A 17,489-nucleotide genomic window follows, 5' to 3' on the forward strand; every position below is an offset into this window, starting at 1 on the left:
GTGTCCGGTGTCACAACATTTCCGGGGTGACGGCCGTCGCCCGACGTTCATCGACCGCCGCCGACCGGCGTAGGCTCGATTTCGTGACGATCGAGCAAACCGCGCCGACGACTGAGCAGCCAGCGCGCACCGCGACCGCCGCCCCGGAGGGGCGGCGGCTGCTGCGGATCGAAGCGCGCAACGCCGAGACGCCGATCGAGCGCAAACCGCCGTGGATCAAGGTCAAGGCCAAGATGGGGCCGGAGTACACCCAGCTGCGCGGGCTCGTCTCGCGCGAGGGGCTGCACACGGTCTGCCAGGAGGCCGGGTGCCCCAACATCTACGAGTGCTGGGAGGACCGGGAGGCCACCTTCCTCATCGGCGGCGACCAGTGCACCCGGCGCTGTGACTTCTGCCAGATCGACACCGGCAAGCCGGCCGAGTTCGACGCCGACGAGCCGCGCCGGGTCGCCGAGTCCGTCGCCGCGATGGGCCTGCGCTACGCGACCATCACCGGCGTGGCCCGTGACGACCTGCCCGACGGCGGCGCCTGGCTCTACGCCGAGACGGTCCGGCAGATCCACGCCCTCCAGTCCGGCTGCGGCGTCGAGCTGCTGATCCCCGACTTCAACGCGGTGCCCGAGCAGCTCGCCGAGGTCTTCGGCTCGCGCCCGGAGGTGCTCGCGCACAACGTCGAGACGGTGCCGCGCATCTTCAAGCGGATCCGCCCGGCGTTCCGCTACGAGCGCTCGCTGGACGTGATCCGGCAGGCCCGGGCCGACGGCCTGGTCACCAAGAGCAACCTCATCCTCGGCATGGGCGAGGAGCGCGCCGAGATCTCCCAGGCGCTGCGCGACCTGCACGAGGCCGGCTGCGAGCTGATCACCATCACGCAGTACCTGCGCCCCTCCCCCCGGCACCACCCGGTCACCCGCTGGGTCAAGCCGGAGGAGTTCGTCGAGCTGCGCGAGGAGGCCGAGGAGATCGGCTTCGCCGGCGTGATGAGCGGGCCGCTGGTCCGCTCGTCGTACCGGGCCGGGCGGCTCTACCAGCAGGCGCTCGCCGCCCGCCAGGAAGTCGTCACCACCCGCTGACGGATCGTCCTCCGCGCCGCCGGTCGGCGCGGAGGACTACCGGGCCCGGCGCTGCGTCGGCGCGGGCGGCGGCGGGTCCAGCAGACCGAGTCGGTGGGCCAGCGCCGCGGCCTCCACCCGGTTGGTCACATCCAGCTTCGCGATGATCCGGGAGACGTGCACGCTGGCCGTCTTCGGCGAGATGAAGAGCCGCTCGGCGATCCGGCTGTTGCTGTGCCCCTCGGCGACCAGCCGCAGCACCTCCCGCTCCCGGCTGGTCAACAGGTCCGGCCCCGGCCGGCCGGTGCCGCGCAGCCCGACCCGGCGTGCCAGCGTCGCCACCTGCTCCCCCAGCGGGGTGGCGCCCAGACGGGCGGCCACCTCGGCCGCCTCCCGGACGGCGGCGGCCACCTCGTCCCGCTCGCCGGCCGCCGCGGCGGCCTCGGCCAGCCCGAGCAGCGCCCGAGCCAACGGGTAGGGCTGCCCGGTCGCCCGCCACTGCGCCACCGCCGACCGCCACGCGCCCAGTGCCTCACCGCCCGCGCCGGGGCCGGTCAGGATCGCGGCGACCTGCGCGCGGTGGGCGCGCTCGGCCGGGTGCCGGACGGGCAGCACGGCGGCCAGCGCGGAGACCTCACCGGCCAGTGCCGCGTCACCGGCCAACACGGCGGCGCGGGCCGCCACGTGGAGCACCGGCCACCCCTCGCGGGGCCGGTCGGCCAGGTGCGCGTCGGCCAGGGCGGCGCGGGCCGCGCGCACCGCCTCCACCTTGTCGTCGGCCGCCAGGGCCGCTTCCACGCGCAGCTCGTGCAGCGGCAGGCGGTGGTTCGGCCAGAGGTAGGGCCGCCCCAGGAACGCCAGCGCCCGCCCGACCAGTTCGTCGGCCGCGGGGTGCGCCCGGGCCAGCCGGAGCCCGGCCCGCAGTTGCAGCCAGTGCAGGCCGGTCATACCCGGCGGATCGATCCGGGCCGCCTCCGCGCAGGTGGCGTCGGCCTCGTCCCACCGGCCCAGCGCGATCAGCGCCTCGGCCCGGTTGGACAGCAGGTAGGCGCCGATCGAACGGCTGATCCCGACCCGGCGCGCCTCGCTCACCCCGGCCGCCGCGGCCTCCTCGGACTCGGCGTACCGGCCCAGCTCGTAGAGCACGTCGGAGAGGAAGACCAGGGCACTGACCAGCGCCCGTGAGTCGCCGGCGGCCCGGGCCCGCGCCTCCACCCGGCGCAGCTCGGCCAGCCCGAGATCCGGGGTGTCCTCGGTGCGGTGCAGCACCGCGATCCGGGTGGGCAGCAGCGCCAGGTCGGTGCTGCCGATCTCGGCCGCGCCGGCCATCGCCTCGGCGGCCACCGAGGCGGCCTCCCCCGGGTCGACCTTCATCAGGTGCGCCGCGATGTCGGCCAGCACGCCGAGCCGGTCCGCGCCGCCCGGCGCGCCGGCCGCCAACCGGTACGCCTCGCGCAGCTCGGCGGCGCCGTCGCTCTTGCCGAGCAGGGCGAGCAGCCGGCCCCGCTGGTCGAGCAGGGCGGCGGCCCGCAGCGGCTCGGCGGTGGAGTCGACCTCGGCCAGCGCGGCCCGGGTGAGGGTGAGCGCCCGGCCGAGGTCACCCGCGGTGACGGCGGCGGTGAGCGTCTCCTCCAGCACCCGCAGGTGGTCCATGCCGAGACGGTCCGCGGCGTCGGGAACCAGCTCCCACAGTTCGAGGACGCGCTCCAGCAACCGGCTCTGCTCGGCGTACGCGTATCGCTCGGCTGCCGCCGCGGCGGCGACCCGGGCCGCGGTGAGGGCACGGGGGTGGTCGTGTGCGGCATACCAGTGGTGGGCGATCTCGGCCGGGGCGCGACCGGCGGCCACCAGGTGCGGCTGCGCCTCGATCGCCGCGGCGTAGCGGGCGTGCAGCCGGGCGTGCTCACCGGGGAGCAGGTCGTCGTGCACCGCCTCGCGGACCAGCGCGTGCCGGAACTCGTAGTCCCCGTCCGGGTCGGCGACCACGAGCTGGCCGGCGACGGCGGCGCGCAGCGCGTCCTCCAGCTCGGCCTCGGGCAGCCCGGCCACCTCGGTGAGAAGTTGGTGGGCGAAGCGGGTGCCGCCGGCGGCGGCGATCCGCAGCACCCGCTGGGCCGGCTCGGTCAGCCGGTCGACGCGGGCCAACAGCAGGTCCCGCAGCGTCTCCGGGATGGTGGCGCAACCGATCGGCCCGCCGGAGGCGGCCAGCTCCTCGATGAAGAACGGGTTGCCCTGGGTGCGGTCGTGCACGTCGTCGACGGCGCGGGCGGCCGGCTCCGCGCCGAGCAGGTCGGCGAGCACGGCGGCGGTGCCGTCGTGGTCGAGCCGGCCCAGCTCGATCCGGTCCACGCCCCGGACCCGGTCCAGCTCGGCGAGGAAGGGCCGCAGCGGGTGGCCGCGGTGCAGCTCGTCGGTGCGGTAGGTGCAGACGACCAGCAGGCGGGTGGCGCGGGCGGCGCGCACCAGGAACCCGATCAGGTCGCGGGTGGACCGGTCGGCCCAGTGCAGGTCCTCGATCACCAGCACCAGCGGGCGCTCCTCGGCGATCCGCCGGAACAGGTCGGCGACCAGGTCGAACAGGTAGCCGCGCGGGGTGTCGGCGAGGGCCGGCCCGGCGGGCGCGGCGACGCCGGCCGGCATCCGGGCCAGCTCCGGCAGCAGCCGGGCGAACTCCGCCTCGTAGCCGGCGAAGACCGTCGGGCCGTCGTGCCGCAGCACGTCGCGCAGCGCGGCCGCGAACGGGGCGAAGGGCAGGCCGGCCTCGCCCAGTTCGAGGCACTGGCCGACCAGCAGCCGCGCTCCGGCCGCGGCGACGTGGGCGCCGAACTCCTCGATCAGTCGGGTCTTGCCGACGCCGGCCTCCCCGCCGACCAGCACCGTGGTCGGGTCGCCGCCGCGGGCCCGGGCCAGCGCCTCGCGCAGCACGGCCAGCTCGGGCTGCCGGCCGACGAGCACGGTGCTGGCGGCGCGTACGGTCACGCCGTCGAGCATGCCATGGCGGTCCGACGGCGTGACCGGTCCAGCCGGCGTCGCCGGTCCGGCCGCCCCCGTGGCGGCCGGACCGGCGACGTCCGGGCCCGTGGTCTCCGGCCTCCGCGCCGATCCGGCGACGACCGGTTCGAGGCCGGTGCCGGCGACCGGCGGGGCGGTCACCGGCGGGCGTCGGTGGTGCGGGCGGTGTGCTGGCGCCGGCTCAGCCACCCGTGCGCGTGCCGGCGGGGCAGCGACCGGGCGAGCCGGTCGAGGGCCGCGTCGGCCTGCAGCTCGGAGGCGTGGCTGCGGTGGATGCTGAGCAGAAACTCCGCGTCGTTGCCGAACATCGTCGATCTCCCTGTCGTGCGGTGTGTCGTCCCTGTCGACATCGACTTTCCGCGCGAAGGTGCCCCCGGGGCATGGGTACGGTGCCTGATCTTCACCCGCCTTACCTCCTTACCCGGGGGCCGGGACGGGCCGGCGCGGCCGTAAGGTACTCAGCCCGCGCCGGAAGGGGCGGCCACGGATCAACCGGCCGGGCGCCGACCACTAGACTCTGCGGCATGGCAAAGCCCCAGGAGAAGGTCTCGTTCGGCCAGCGGCTGAAGCAGATCGGGATGGTGTTCCGGTTCACCGCCAAGCAGGACAAGTGGTTCGCGCCGCTGACGGCGGCGGCGGTGCTGATCCCGCTCGCGCTCACCGTGGTCGCGGTGCTCGCCTGGGGCTGGCTCTGGCTGCCGATCGGCATCCTGCTCACCCTGCTCGCCGTGCTGATCGTGCTCAACCTGCGGTCCAACAAGGCGATGATGAACGCCGCCGAGGGGCAGCCCGGCGCGGCGGCGCAGATCATGGAGAGCATGCGCGGCGACTGGCGGGTCACCCCGGCGGTCAGCTCCACCACCCAGATGGACATGGTGCACCTGGTGGTGGGCCGGCCCGGCGTGATCCTGCTGGCCGAGGGCAACCCGCAGCGCGTCCGGGGCCTGCTCGGCCAGGAGAAGCGCCGGCTGGCCAAGGTGATCGGCAGCGCCCCGCTGCACGACTACGTGATCGGTCAGGGTGACGGTGAGCTGCCGGTCCGCAAGCTGCGGATGACGCTAATGCGGCTGCCCCGCAGCCTCTCCCCCAAGGACGTCAACGCCCTCGACAAGCGCCTCAAGGCGCTGACCGCGCGGCCGCAGATGCCCAAGGGCGCGGTCCCGAAGAACATGCGGCCGCCGCGCGGCGCGTTCCGGCAGACCCGGGGTCGCTGACCCCAGGCGTACGCGAAAGGAGCCGGTCCCCCGCGGGGCCGGCTCCTTTCCCGTGCGGGTCAGCGGCGCGGCGCGTCGGTGACGACCGATCCGGTGAGGCGGTCGTGCAGGCCGCGCCGGTGTTCGTCCATGATCAGGGCCGGCACGACGAGGGCCAGCAGGAGGCCGCGCAGCAGCGCCCGGACGATCCCGATCCGGCCGCCGTCGGCCCAGGCCACGCAGCGGACCCGGGTCAGGAACATGCCCGGGGTCTGGGCGAACAGGCCGAGGAAGAAGCCGTACTCCAGGACCAGCACCAGGACCGGTGACCAGCCGTCGCGGGTCGGGTGGGCGAAGGTGCCGGCGACCAGCAGGCACAGGATCCAGTCGATGAGCAGCGCGCCGAAGCGGCGGCCGAGGCCGGGCGGCGTGAAGGCGGGGTCGGTGGCGGGCGGCACCGGGGTGGCGGTATCGGTCACAGCGGCCAGGGTAGCGCCGCGTCGGCACCCACCGGTAAATCCGACGAACGCCACAAAGGGCCGCAGACGGGGTGGGGATGACGCTCCGCGAGCGACGTAACACGGCGGAAACAGAGGAGACACGGCCGGGCAACCGCCCGGCCATAGCGTCGCCAGGAGCCAGCCACCGGAGTGGACCTGCCAGGAGGACGTGTGTTCGCCAATCCCGAGGAACTCCTGCGATACCTCAAGAACGAGGACGTGAAGTTCGTCGACGTACGTTTCTGTGACCTGCCCGGCGTGATGCAGCACTTCAACCTGCCGGTCGAGTCCTTCGACGACAGCGTCTTCACCGACGGCCTCGCGTTCGACGGCTCGTCGATCCGCGGCTTCCAGGCCATCCACGAGTCGGACATGCTCCTGCTGCCCGACGTGGCGACCGCCTTCGTCGACCCGTTCCGGGCGCAGAAGACGGTCGCGATCAACTTCTTCATCCACGACCCGTTCACCCGCGAGGCCTACTCGCGCGACCCGCGCAACGTCGCCAAGAAGGCCGAGGCTTACCTCGCCGCCAGCGGGATCGCCGACACCGCCTACTTCGGCGCCGAGGCCGAGTTCTACATCTTCGACTCGATCCGCCACGAGACCTCCGCGCACCAGTCGTTCTACTACATCGACTCGATCGAGGGCGCCTGGAACACCGGCCGGATCGAGGAGGGCGGCAACCGCGGCTACAAGACCGCCTACAAGGGCGGCTACTTCCCCGTCCCGCCGGTCGACCACTACGCCGACCTGCGCGACTCGATCGTGCGGCGCCTGGTCGACACCGGCTTCACCGTGGAGCGCTCGCACCACGAGGTCGGCACCGCCGGCCAGTCCGAGATCAACTACCGGTTCTCGACCCTGCTGCACGCCGCGGACCAGCTCCAGCTGTTCAAGTACATCGTGAAGAACGAGGCGTGGGCCAACGGCAAGACCGCCACGTTCATGCCCAAGCCGCTCTTCGGCGACAACGGCTCCGGCATGCACACCCACCAGAGCCTCTGGCTGAACGGCGAACCGCTGTTCTACGACGAGACCGGCTACGCCGGCCTGTCCGACACCGCCCGCTGGTACATCGGCGGCCTGCTGCACCACGCGCCCTCACTGCTGGCCTTCACCAACCCGACCGTCAACTCCTACCGACGCCTCGTGCCCGGCTTCGAAGCCCCGGTCAACCTGGTCTACTCCCAGCGCAACCGCTCCGCCTGCACCCGCATCCCGGTCACCGGCAGCAACCCCAAGGCCAAGCGCGTCGAGTTCCGCGTCCCCGACCCCTCGGCCAACGTCTACCTCGCCTTCTCCGCGATGATGATGGCCGGCCTGGACGGCATCAAGAGCAAGATCGAACCCCCGGCCCCGATCGACAAGGACCTCTACGACCTCCCGCCGGAGGAATGGGGCGACGTCAAGCAGGTCCCCGGCTCCCTGCCGGCCGTGCTCGACTCGCTGGAGGCCGACCACGACTACCTGCTCGACGGCGGTGTCTTCACGCCCGACCTGATCTCCACCTGGGTCGACTGGAAGCGGGCCAACGAGGTCGACCCGGTGCGCCTGCGCCCGACCCCGCACGAGTTCGCGATGTACTTCGACTGCTGAGACAGATCAAGGCGCTGACCTGCACCGATCGGGTACGCCTCACGAAACGGCGGTCATGTCCGGTTCCCAGCCGACATGACCGCCGTTTCGTGTCGAACGTGACGGTCGTGCGCTGACCGCGGCATGGCCGGACGTCAGCGATGATGGGGCGACCGCTCGTAGGGGTAGTGATGACGACACGACCGACGCTGTTCCTGACCGTAGGACTGCCGGGCACCGGGAAGACCACGGAGGCGCGGCGCATGGAGGTCGAGGAGAAGGCCCTTCGTCTGACGAAGGACGAGTGGGTGAAGGCCCTCTACGGGTTGGCGAACCCGCCGTCGGCTTCGGACGTCATCGAGGGACGACTCATCGAGATCGCGCTGCGGGCGCTCGAACTCGGCGTCAACGTCGTCATCGACTTCGGCCTCTGGGGCCGGGATGAGCGTTCGGCCCTACGTCAGGCAGCAGCCGACCTCGGCGCGTCGGTGACGATGCGCTACTTCCAGCTCACCCCGGCCGAGCAGCGGCAACGACTTGACCGGCGGCTGGCCGAGGAGCCGCACACGACCTGGCACATGTCCGACGAGGAACTCGCCACGTGGGCTGCCCGCATGAGCGTCCCGACGCCGGGGGAACTGGACGGCAGCGAACCTGTCGACGACCCACCGGCCGGGTTCGCCAGCTGGGACGAGTGGCGCAGGCACCGCTGGCCCGCCTCGATCTCCTAGAACCAGGCCGCCACGGCGAGAACCTCCGTCCAGCCGGCCCGGCCGTTCACGCGGTACGGCGGCGCAACACGGCCCGGACACCGACGACGGCGACGACCACCACCAGCACCGTCATCAGCACCGCGCCCGGCGCCTTGCTGAACCGGGCCAGGTTGGATCCGTCCGGCAGGGTGAGCGCCGACGCGACCGCGCAAGGTGCCACGAACCACACCTGCCGGGCCAGCGGCACCGCCGCGACCGCGAGCAGGGTCAGCGGCCAGATCGCGTACCAGGGGTGGAAGACCGGGGCGAGCAGCACGGTGGCGGCGAGCGCCAGACCCGCGCCGAGCAGCGCCACCCGCGGGCGGGCCGACGTCAGCCGGGCCACCCGTTGCCGGGCGTCGTTGAGCCGCCGCAGCGCCGTCCATGCCTGCCACCAGAGCGCGACGAGCGTCCCGGCGAGCAGCACCAGCGCGACCGTCCGGGCCACCGGCACCGCCGCGGGCCGCTGCCCGGCCAGCTCACCGGCGTAGTCGATCACGAGACCGACGGCGGTGGGCGGGGAGGTCCACTGCTGCGAGTCGCCGCTGTGCCCGAGCCCGCCGATCCAGCCCAGCCCGAGGCCGGTGGCGAGCGAGACGACCAGCAGCGTGCCGAGCACCGACGCGGCCAGCTGCCCGCCGTCGCGCAGCAGCGCCCGCCAGGTGTAGCGGCCGAGCACGGCGGCGAGCGCCGCGAACGGCAGCGCCACGACGGCGACCGCCTTCACCGCCACGGCCAGGCCGAGCAGCACCCCGGCCACCAGCAGCGCGCGCGGCTTGCCCGGCAGGCGGACCAGCACCAGCAGGCCGAGCAGGAGCAGCCCGAGCGCGAGCGCGTCGTTGTGCGCGCCGGCCACCAGGTGGATCCCGACCAGCGGGCACGCGAGCACCAGCCAGGCGGCGCGGCGGGTCGGCACCCCGGCGGCGCGGGCCAGGCCGGGCAGGCAGAGCGCGACCAGCAGCACCCCGGCCACCGCGACCAGCCGCAGCGCCACGATCGTCCCGACCAGGCCGCCACCGGCGAGGACCGCCAGCCCGGCCAGCAGCACGAAGAACGGCCCGTACGGCGCGGGGGTGTCCCGCCAGATCGGCGACACCGAGTCGGTCCACGGGCAGCCGGCCGCGGCGACACCCACCCGGTAGGGGCTGACCCCGCGCGTCCAGGTCCAACCCTGGCAGGCGTACGAGTAGACGTCCCGGCTGCCCAGCGGCGGCGCGGCCAGCAGCGGCAGGGTCCAGAGCCCGGCGGTCAGGTACGCCCAGCGGCCCGACGGGGCGCCCCAGCGCAGTGACCACCAGGCGCCCACCAGCAGCGCCGTGCCGACCAGCCAGCAGAGCAGCGTCGCCGGCCCGTGCGGGGGCTGCCAGAGATCGCCGAGCGTGGCGCGCGGCGGCGCGTCGGGCAGCGCCCCACCGAGCCAGCCCGCGGCGGTGAGCAGGATCGCCCCGGTGAGACCGGCGTACCGGGCGACGCTGGCGGCGACCGGTCGGACCGGCGCGTCGGGCTCGCTCACCGGCACACTCCTCAGGACACGGGAACCGGCTGCCGACCCTTCCGGGCCGACCGTACCAACCGCACGACCAGCACGATCACGAACAGCGTCATCAGCGGCGCACCCGGCATCTTGGTGTACCGGGGTAAACCGGTCCCGTCGGCCAGCACCAGGAACGACGACACCACGGTGACGATCGCGAGCCACCGGGTCCGCCGCGCGGTGGCGGCCAGCACGGCCAGCGGCCACAGCCAGTACCAGGGGTGGAACAGCGGGGAGAGCGCGACCGTGGCGGTCAGCGCCAGCGCCGCGTGCCAGAACGGCTCACCCCGGCGCCAGGACCGGAACCAGAGCCAGACCAGCACCCCGACCAGCACGACCATGCCGATCGCCCGGGTCACCGGCAGCGCGTCCACGTGCACCCCGAACGGCGCCAGCAGGTAGCCCACGGTCTGCCCGACCGCGGTGGGCGGCGAGGTCCAGGCCACCACCAGCCCGCCCTGCTCCAGCCCGCTGATGAAGCCGAGCCCCAGCCCGGCGGCGAGCGTGGCGACGGTCAGCGCCGCCAGCGCGCCGCCGACCACCCACGCGCCGTCGCGGACCAGCGCCCGGATCCGGTACGGCCCGACGATCGCGGCCAGCGCCGCGAACGGCAGCACCACCAACGCGGTGATCTTGACGCCGGCGGCCAGACCGAGCAGGACGCCACCGGCGAGCAGCGGACCCGGCCGGCCCGGTCGGGCCGCCACCACGGCCAGCCCGGCGACGAGCAGGCCGACCATCAGCGCGTCGTTGTGCGCGCCGGAGGCCAGGTGCACCGGCACCAGCGGGCTGGCCAGCGCCAGCCAGAGCGCCCGCTTCGGCGGCACCCCGCAGCGACGGGCCAGCACCGGCAGCGCCCAGGCGGTCAGCGCCACCCCGGCGACGGCGAGCAGCCGGAACAGCGCGACCGCGCCCCACAGCGAGCCGGTGGCCTTGACCACGGCGCCGGAGAGCAGCACGAACAGCGGCCCGTACGGCGCCGGGGTGTCCCGCCAGATGAACGAGATGGTGTCCAGCCAGGGGCAGGGCAGCGCGGACACGCCCTGCTCGTACGGGTTGATGCCGCCCGAGTAGCTGGCCCCCTGGCAGGCGTAGGCGTAGACGTCGCGGCTGCCCAGCGGCGGGGCGACGAGCATCGGCAGCAGCCAGAGCGCGACCGTGACCAGCACCCAGCGGGCGGACGGCACCCGGTCGCGCAACGACCACCAGGCCCACGCCAGCAGCCCGGTGCCGACCAGCCAGAGTCCGATGATCAGCGGGCCGTTCGGGCCCTGCCAGATGCTGACCGGCGTGGGACGCAGCTCGCCGTCGGGCAGGGCGCCGCCGAGGAAGGCGGCCACGGCGAGCAGCACCGAGCCCGCCAGGCCGGTCCAGCGCGAGAGGTGGTGAGGCACGTCCGACATGCTGCCAGTACGGTGGTTCCCGATCAGGAGGTGGGCATGCGGGGCGGTCGGGTGGTGGCGGTGTCCGCCGCGTCGGCGCTCGTCCTGGCCGTGCTCCAGCTCACTCTGCCGGTCACCGGGTCGGACCTGTCCGCGCAGGTCGCCCGCGCCGACTTCTTCGCCGCGCACGGGTCGGCCCTGGTCGACCTGCGCTGGTACGGCGGGGTGCACCCGTGGGGCTACAGCCTCGTCTCGCCGCCGCTGATGGCGGCGCTCGGGGTACGCCCCACCGGCGCGCTCGCCCTGCTCGCCTCGGCCACCGCGTTCGCGGCCCTGCTGGTCCGGCTCCGGGTGCCCCGCCCGCTGCTCGGCAGCCTGGTCGGTGTGCTCACCATCGCCGGCAACCTGGTCTCCGGCCGGGTCACCTACGCCCTCGGCGTCGCGTTCGGCCTGGCCGCGCTGCTCGCGCTCACGCTGCCCGCCGCCCCGGGCGACCGGCCGTCCGGCGCGCCCGGCCCGGCCCGGCGGTTCCGCGCCGGGTGGGTCCGTGCCTCCGCCGTCGGCGCCGCCGCGCTGCTCGCCTCCGCGGCCAGCCCGGTGGCCGGGCTCTTCGTCGGCCTGGCCGGCGTCGCGCTGCTGCTGACCCGCCGGTACGCCGACGGCCTGCTGCTCGCCGTGCCGGCGGCCGGGCCGCTGGCGGTGACCGGGCTGCTGTTCGGCGAGGGCGGCTGGATGAACATCAGCCGGGCGGACACGACGCACGCCGTGGTGACGAGCCTGCTGGTGGCGGCGCTGGTGGCGTACCGGCCGGTCCGGGTGGGCGCGCTGCTGTCCGGGGCGGGGGTGCTGGCCGCCGTGTGGCTGCCCACCCCGGTCGGGTTGAACGCCACCCGCCTGGTGGTGATGTTCGCGCTGCCGGTGCTGGCCGCCGCCGCGACGCTGCCGGACCGGCTCACCGCGCGGTGGCCGACCGTGCGCCGGCTCCCCCGGGCCGCCGGCCCGGTCGGGTTGGCCGCCCTGCTGGCGGTGGTCTGCTGGTGGCAGCCGCCGGTGGTCACCGCCGACGTGCGAAGCGCCGGCGACCCGACGGCCGATCCGGCCTACTTCGCGCCGCTGCGCGCGGAGCTGGACCGGCGCGGGCTCACCGGGCGGGTGGAGGTGCCGCCGACGCGCAACTACTGGGAGGCCGCCCGCCTCGGCGAGGTGCCGCTGGCCCGGGGTTGGTTGCGGCAGGCCGACATCGACCGGAACCCGCTGTTCTTCGCCACCGTTCCCGGCGCCTCGGGCACCGGTGTCCCGTTGACCCCCGACTCCTACCGGGCCTGGCTGGCCGACAACGCGGTGCAGTACGTGGCCGTGCCGGACGTCGAGCTGTCCTGGGTGGGACGGCCGGAGGCGGAGCTGGTGACCGCGGGCCAGCCGTACCTGACCGAGGTCTGGTCGGACCGGCACTGGCGGCTGTACGCGGTGGCCGACCCCACCCCGCTCGTGGGCGCGCCCGGCGAGCTGGTCCGGCAGGACGGCGCCTCGGTCACCTTCCGCGCCCCCGGACCCGGCCCGGTCCCGGTCCGGGTCCGGCACGACCGCTGGTTGACCGTCACCGGCGGCGCGACGCTCGCCGCCGACGGCGGGTGGACCGTGGTGACGGTCCCCCGCGCCGGCACGTACACGCTCGGCAGCTGAGCCGCCGGCTCACCCGGCGCGCAGGCTCCGGGTCAGGGTCGGGATCATCACCGCCGCCGCGACGAGGTGCAGCCCGACCAGCGCGGCGACGGTGGCGGCGTCCGCCCCGACCAGGAACGGCGGGACCAGCGAGATCGCGGTCAGCGTCCCGGCCGTCCACCCGAACCGCGCGGCGGGGCGGACGCTCCACCGCAGCAGGGCGGCGGCGAGGACCACGCCGACGACCGAGAAGAAGCCGGTCACCACCGCGAACCCGCCCAGCGGGATCCGCTCGCCGCCGTCGGGGATCGCGAAGTCGACGCCGAGCGCGCGGGCGAGCGCGGCGGCGAGCGTGGTGGCCAGCATCGCCGCGAGTGTGGCGAGCAGGCCGGTGCCGGCGAGCCGGCGGAAGCGGTGGCCGGTCCGGCCCGCCGCCGGTCCGGCGGCCACCGCGGTGTCGTTGCCGCTGGTCATGTCGTTCCTCCAGGGTCCGTTGCCGGGGGTGTGGATGCGCACCGTCGCGGTGCGCCGGTCGGGGTTGCGCAGGGCGCGTACGCCGGTGCCGCGCAGCCAGAAGCAGGCGTCCCGGCCGAGGACCGGCCCGGGTGCGCCGTCGCGCAGCTCCAGCTGCACCCGCCCGCCGGTGACGACGGCGAACGCGTCGCGCCACTGGGCCGCGACCACGGCGACGCGCGCGCCGCCGGGCAGCGTGAGCGTCCGCACCGGGGCTACTCGGTGTCGTCGGCCGGCAGGCGCTCGGGCAGCCCGAGCCGGGGGAACTGGTCGGCGTGGAACGTGACGATCTCGGTGATCGCCCCGTCGGTGACGCGCAGCGCGTCGAGCGTCAGCGGCAGGTACGCGCCCTCCCCCTCCCGCCAGAGATAGAAGGCGACGGCGGGCTGCCGGTTCACCGCGGTCGGGACGGCGCGCAGGCGCCCCAGCTCCGGGAAACCGTCCGCGACCCAGTCGCCGACCACCGCGTCGCGGCCGACCTGGAGGCCCGGCGTGGGCGGCATCGAGCAGCGCACGTCGTCACGCAGCAGCGCGGCGAGCCGGTCGACGTCCTTGGCGACGCTGGCGTCGGTGAAGCGGCGCACCAGCTCGCGGGTGCCGGCGTCCTCGTCGCCGCCGGTCCAGTCCTGCCGCTCGGCGGGCAGGTGCGCGCGCATGCCGGCGCGGGCCCGCTGCAACGCGCTGTTCACCGAGTTGACGGAGTCCCCGAGCAGCTCCGCGACGTCCCGCGCCGGCCAGCCGAGCACGTCGCGCAGGATCAGCACGGCCCGGGGGCGCGGCGCGAGGTGCTGGACCGCGACCAGGTACGCCAGCTCGATCGTCTCCCTAGCCACGGCGACCGCCTCCGGCTCGTCCGCGTCGCCGGCGGGCAGCTCGTCGAGCAAGCGGTCCGGATAGGGCTGCAACCACGGCACCTCGCCGCCGGTCGCCGGCTGCGGGCGACGCTTGGCGAGCAGGTCCAGGCAGGTGTTGGTGGCGATCCGGTAGAGCCAGGCCCGCACCGTCGACCGTCCCGCGTAGGTCTCCCGGCGCCGCCACGCCCGCAGGAACGTCTCCTGCACGGCGTCCTCGGCGTCCTCGAACGACCCGAGCATCCGGTAGCAGTGCACGTGCAGCTCCCGCCGGTGCCGCTCGGTCAGCCCGGCGAAGACCGGTTCGTCGACCTCGCCCCACCCCGCGGGCCGTGTGTCCGCACTCATCTCGTCATCCTCACGTCTCGTCATGTGCCGTCGTAGGTGTGACGGGCACGGGCGCGAGAACTCATCACCCGGGTGCGGATTTCGCCCGAGGTCAGAGCGGGGCTTCGAGGATGCGCTGGACGACGGTGCGGGAGTGGCGGCCGGTGCGCAGGTATTCGTCGAGGAACTCGCCCGGGTCCTCGTGACCCAGCAGGCGCACCACGCCCGCCAGCTCCACCCCGTGCCGTGGCAGCTGGTCGCCGGCCCGACCCCGGACCAGCATCAACGCGTCGCGGACCTGCGCGGCGAGGGTCCAGCCGGCGGCCAGCTCGGCCGCGTCCCCGCCGTCGAGCAGGCCGGCGTCGCGGGCGGCGGCCAGGGCGTCGAGGGTACGGGTGACGCGCAGCGCCGGCAGCCGGCCGGCGTGCCGGAGCTGGAGCAGCTGCACCGCCCACTCCACGTCGGCGAGGCCGCCCCGGCCCAGCTTGGTGTGGGTGGCCGGGTCGGCGCCGCGGGGCAGGCGTTCGGTCTCCACCCGCGCCTTGATCCGGCGGATCTCCACCACCTGCTCGCGGGTCAGCCCGTCGGTCGGGTAGCGCACCGGCCCGATCATCGACTCGAACCGCGCGCCCAGGTCGGCGTCGCCGCAGACGAACCGGGCCCGCAGCAGCGCCTGCGCCTCCCACACCCGCGACCACCGGGCGTAGTACTGGGCGTACGCGGCCAGGCTGCGCACCAGCGGGCCCTGCCGGCCCTCCGGGCGCAGGTCGGCGTCGACGCCGAGCGGCGGGTCGGGGGCGGGCGCGGAGAGCAGCCGACGCAGCTCCTCGGCGATCGCGTGCGCGGCGGCGCTGGCCGCGCTCTCCTCCGTCCCGGCCGGCGGGTCGTAGACGAAGAGCACGTCGGCGTCGGAGAGGTAGTTGGACTCGTACCCGCCGAGCCGGCCCATGCCGATCACCGCGAAGCGCAGGCCGGGCGGGCCGGGCTGGGCGGCCCGGGCGGCGCGCAGCGCGGCGGCCAGCGTGGCGTCGGTGACGTGGGACAGCGCGGTGCCGACCGCTGTCACGTCGACCACTGTGGGCCGGCGTTCCCCGCCGCCGACCGGGCGCGGGGTGAGCGGGGCGAGCGACCCGGCCCGGCTGAGCACGTCGGCGCAGGCGATCCGGACCAGCTCGCGGCGGCGCAACGCGCGGACCGCCCGGGTGGCCTCGACCGGGTCGTCGTGCCGGGCCGCCGCGGCGGTGAAGCCCTCGACCAGGGTGTCCCGGGGGCGCGGGGTCAGCTCGGTGTCCTCGGCCAGCAGCCGCAGCGCCTCCGGCTCGCGGGCCAGCAGGTCGGCGGCGTAGCGGGAGGAGGAGAGCACCCGGGCCAGCCGGCGCGCCACCGGGCCGGAGTCGCGCAGCAGGCGCAGGTACCAGGGGGTGCTGCCGAGCTTGTCGGAGACCTGCCGGTAGTTGAGCAGCCCCCGGTCGGGCTCCGGGGCGTCGGCGAACTCGTCCAGCAGCACCGGCAGCAGCGTGCGCTGGATGGCGGCGGTGCGGCTGACCCCGCCGGTGAGCGCCTGCAGGTGCCGCAGCGCCCCGGCCGGGTCGGCGAAACCGAGCACCTCCAAGCGGTGGCGGGCGGCCTGCGGGGTGAGCCGCAGCCCCTCGGCCGGCACCCGGGCCACCGACTCCAGCAGCGGCCGGTAGAGCAGCTTCGCGTGCAGCCGGCGTACCTCGGCGGCGTGGGTGACCCACTCGGCGCGGAACTCCTCGACGGCGCTGCGGCCCGGGGTGGCCGCGTAGCCGAGCGCGGCGGCGAGCCAGCGCAGCGCGGCCGGTTCGGTCGGCACGGTGTGGGTGCGGCGCAGCCCCTGGAGCTGGAGCCGGTGCTCGACGGCGCGCAGGAAGCGGTAGCCGCGCAGCAGCGCCTCGCCGTCGGCGCGGCCGACGTAGCCGCCGGCGACCAGGGAGCGCAGCGCCGGGATCGTGCCGGGCACCCGCAGCGACTCGTCGCCGCGGCCGTGCACGAGCTGGAGCAGTTGGACGGCGAACTCGATGTCGCGCAGCCCGCCCGGACCGCGCTTGATCTCGCGTTCCAGCTCCTTCGGCGGCACGTTGTCGAGGATCTTGCGGCGCATGGCGCGGACGTCCTCGACCGCCTCCGGCCGCTCGGCGGCGGTCCAGACCAGCGGGGCGAGCGCTTCGATCCACTCCCGGGCCAGGTCCAGGTCGCCGGCCGCCGGGCGGGCCTTGAGCAGCGCCTGGAACTCCCAGGTGCGGGCCCAGCGGCGGTAGTAGGCCAGGTGGCTGGCGAGCGTGCGGACCAGCGGGCCCCGGTTGCCCTCCGGGCGCAGCGCCGCGTCGACCGGCCAGGCGACCAGCCCGCAGACGTGGATCAGCCGGGTGGCGACCTGGGTGGCGGCGGACAGGTCGTCGTCGGCGGCGGCGACGAAGATGACGTCGACGTCGGAGACGTAGTTGAGCTCGTCGCCCCCGCACTTGCCCATGGCCACCACCGCCAGCCGGGGCCGGGGGGTGCCCTCGGGCAGTTCGTCGACGGCGATGTCGTAGGCGGCGGCCAGGGTGGCGTCGGCCAGCCCGGACAGCGCCGCCATGGTCTGCTCCAGGCCCCGCCCGCCGGTCAGGTCGGCCGCCGCGATCCGCAGCAGCGCCAGCCGGTACGCCTGCCGCAGCAGCGGGACCGCGCCGGTGACGGTGGTCAGCCGGGCCGCCACGGTCGGGTCGAGCCGCCCGTCGGCGGTGGGGGCGAGGCCGTCCGGCTCGGTGGCCAGCACGGCCCACTGCCCCGGGTTGGCCACCAGGTGGTCGCCGAGCGCCGAGGACGCGCCGAGCACCGCGACCAGCCGGCGGCGCAGCCCGGGGTCGGCGGCCAGCGCGTCGCGGACCGCCACCTCGTCCCCGGCGCGCCGCTCCGACTCGACCAGCCGGTGCAGCTGGCGCAGGGCCAGGTCCGGGTCGGCGGCCCGGGACAGCGCGGTGAGCAGTTCGGCGGCGTGCTCGTCGGCCGGTTCCTGTGCCTGCGGGCGCCACAGGTCGAGCCCGTCCGGGCCGAGCAGGTCGGCGGCGCGGGTGGCGCCGTCTCCCTCGGCGAAACCGTAGCGGGCCAGGCGTCCGCGGGCCGGCCGGGTCAC

Annotated in this window: 13 protein-coding genes; 5 read left to right on the forward strand and 8 right to left on the reverse strand. The window is 75.2% G+C overall.

Annotation, left to right across the window (positions count from 1 at the left end):
- Positions 1 to 26: 26 nt before the first annotated feature.
- Positions 27 to 1,073, forward strand: coding sequence for a lipoyl synthase (gene lipA, locus O7600_RS10325; protein WP_281593397.1), 1,047 nt, complete (start codon positions 27 to 29; stop codon positions 1,071 to 1,073).
- 36 nt (positions 1,074 to 1,109) lie between these two features.
- Here the strand turns inward: lipA and O7600_RS10330 are convergent, their stop codons facing one another.
- Positions 1,110 to 4,031 carry a helix-turn-helix transcriptional regulator gene (locus tag O7600_RS10330; protein WP_281593398.1) on the reverse strand — a complete coding sequence of 974 codons (2,922 nt, stop codon included), beginning with the start codon at positions 4,029 to 4,031 and terminating at the stop codon, positions 1,110 to 1,112.
- 170 nt (positions 4,032 to 4,201) lie between these two features.
- Positions 4,202 to 4,372 carry a hypothetical protein gene (locus tag O7600_RS10335; RefSeq protein ID WP_176558921.1) on the reverse strand — a complete coding sequence of 57 codons (171 nt, stop codon included), beginning with the start codon at positions 4,370 to 4,372 and terminating at the stop codon, positions 4,202 to 4,204.
- Between the two features lie 216 nt (positions 4,373 to 4,588).
- Here O7600_RS10335 and O7600_RS10340 point away from each other — a divergent pair, with 216 nt between their 5' ends.
- The gene (locus O7600_RS10340) at positions 4,589 to 5,278 is read left to right on the forward strand and encodes a DUF4191 domain-containing protein (RefSeq protein WP_091573168.1); all 690 of its coding nucleotides are present in this window, start codon (positions 4,589 to 4,591) and stop codon (positions 5,276 to 5,278) included.
- A 59-nt stretch (positions 5,279 to 5,337) separates the two neighbouring features.
- Here O7600_RS10340 and O7600_RS10345 read toward each other — a convergent pair whose 3' ends face one another.
- The gene (locus O7600_RS10345; RefSeq protein WP_281593399.1) at positions 5,338 to 5,736 is read right to left on the reverse strand and encodes an RDD family protein; all 399 of its coding nucleotides are present in this window, start codon (positions 5,734 to 5,736) and stop codon (positions 5,338 to 5,340) included.
- A 192-nt stretch (positions 5,737 to 5,928) separates the two neighbouring features.
- On the opposite strand from O7600_RS10345, the gene glnA reads away from it, so the two are divergent.
- Both glnA and O7600_RS10355 read left to right on the forward strand, forming a co-directional pair.
- A complete protein-coding gene (gene glnA / locus O7600_RS10350; protein ID WP_281593400.1) occupies positions 5,929 to 7,353 on the forward strand; it encodes a type I glutamate--ammonia ligase in 1,425 nt (474 codons plus the stop codon).
- A gap of 170 nt (positions 7,354 to 7,523) precedes the next feature.
- Positions 7,524 to 8,063 (forward strand): ATP-binding protein, encoded by a 540-nt coding sequence (locus O7600_RS10355; RefSeq protein ID WP_281593401.1) that lies wholly within the window; start codon positions 7,524 to 7,526, stop codon positions 8,061 to 8,063.
- 46 nt (positions 8,064 to 8,109) lie between these two features.
- On the opposite strand, the gene mptB (O7600_RS10360) is transcribed toward O7600_RS10355, so the two are convergent.
- The gene (gene mptB, locus O7600_RS10360) at positions 8,110 to 9,597 is read right to left on the reverse strand and encodes a polyprenol phosphomannose-dependent alpha 1,6 mannosyltransferase MptB (protein ID WP_281593402.1); all 1,488 of its coding nucleotides are present in this window, start codon (positions 9,595 to 9,597) and stop codon (positions 8,110 to 8,112) included.
- Positions 9,598 to 9,608: 11 nt separating this feature from the next.
- Positions 9,609 to 11,159 (reverse strand): polyprenol phosphomannose-dependent alpha 1,6 mannosyltransferase MptB, encoded by a 1,551-nt coding sequence (gene mptB, locus O7600_RS10365; protein WP_281594119.1) that lies wholly within the window; start codon positions 11,157 to 11,159, stop codon positions 9,609 to 9,611.
- Between mptB (O7600_RS10365) and O7600_RS10370 the strand changes: the two genes are divergently transcribed.
- A complete protein-coding gene (locus O7600_RS10370; RefSeq protein ID WP_281593403.1) occupies positions 11,058 to 12,683 on the forward strand; it encodes a hypothetical protein in 1,626 nt (541 codons plus the stop codon). The genes mptB (O7600_RS10365) and O7600_RS10370 overlap by 102 nt on opposite strands.
- 9 nt (positions 12,684 to 12,692) lie before the next feature.
- Here the strand turns inward: O7600_RS10370 and O7600_RS10375 are convergent, their stop codons facing one another.
- From O7600_RS10375 to O7600_RS10385, 3 genes are all read right to left on the reverse strand, one after another.
- Positions 12,693 to 13,385, reverse strand: coding sequence for a DUF6069 family protein (locus tag O7600_RS10375; RefSeq protein ID WP_281593404.1), 693 nt, complete (start codon positions 13,383 to 13,385; stop codon positions 12,693 to 12,695).
- Positions 13,386 to 13,390: 5 nt separating this feature from the next.
- The gene (locus O7600_RS10380) at positions 13,391 to 14,374 is read right to left on the reverse strand and encodes an RNA polymerase subunit sigma-70 (protein WP_281593405.1); all 984 of its coding nucleotides are present in this window, start codon (positions 14,372 to 14,374) and stop codon (positions 13,391 to 13,393) included.
- A gap of 91 nt (positions 14,375 to 14,465) precedes the next feature.
- Entirely contained in the window at positions 14,466 to 17,489 is a 3,024-nt protein-coding gene (locus tag O7600_RS10385) for a bifunctional [glutamine synthetase] adenylyltransferase/[glutamine synthetase]-adenylyl-L-tyrosine phosphorylase (RefSeq protein ID WP_281593406.1), read from the reverse strand.

It is taken from the genome of Micromonospora sp. WMMA1998 (assembly GCF_027497375.1).
GTDB classification, from domain to species: Bacteria; Actinomycetota; Actinomycetes; order Mycobacteriales; family Micromonosporaceae; genus Micromonospora; species Micromonospora sediminicola.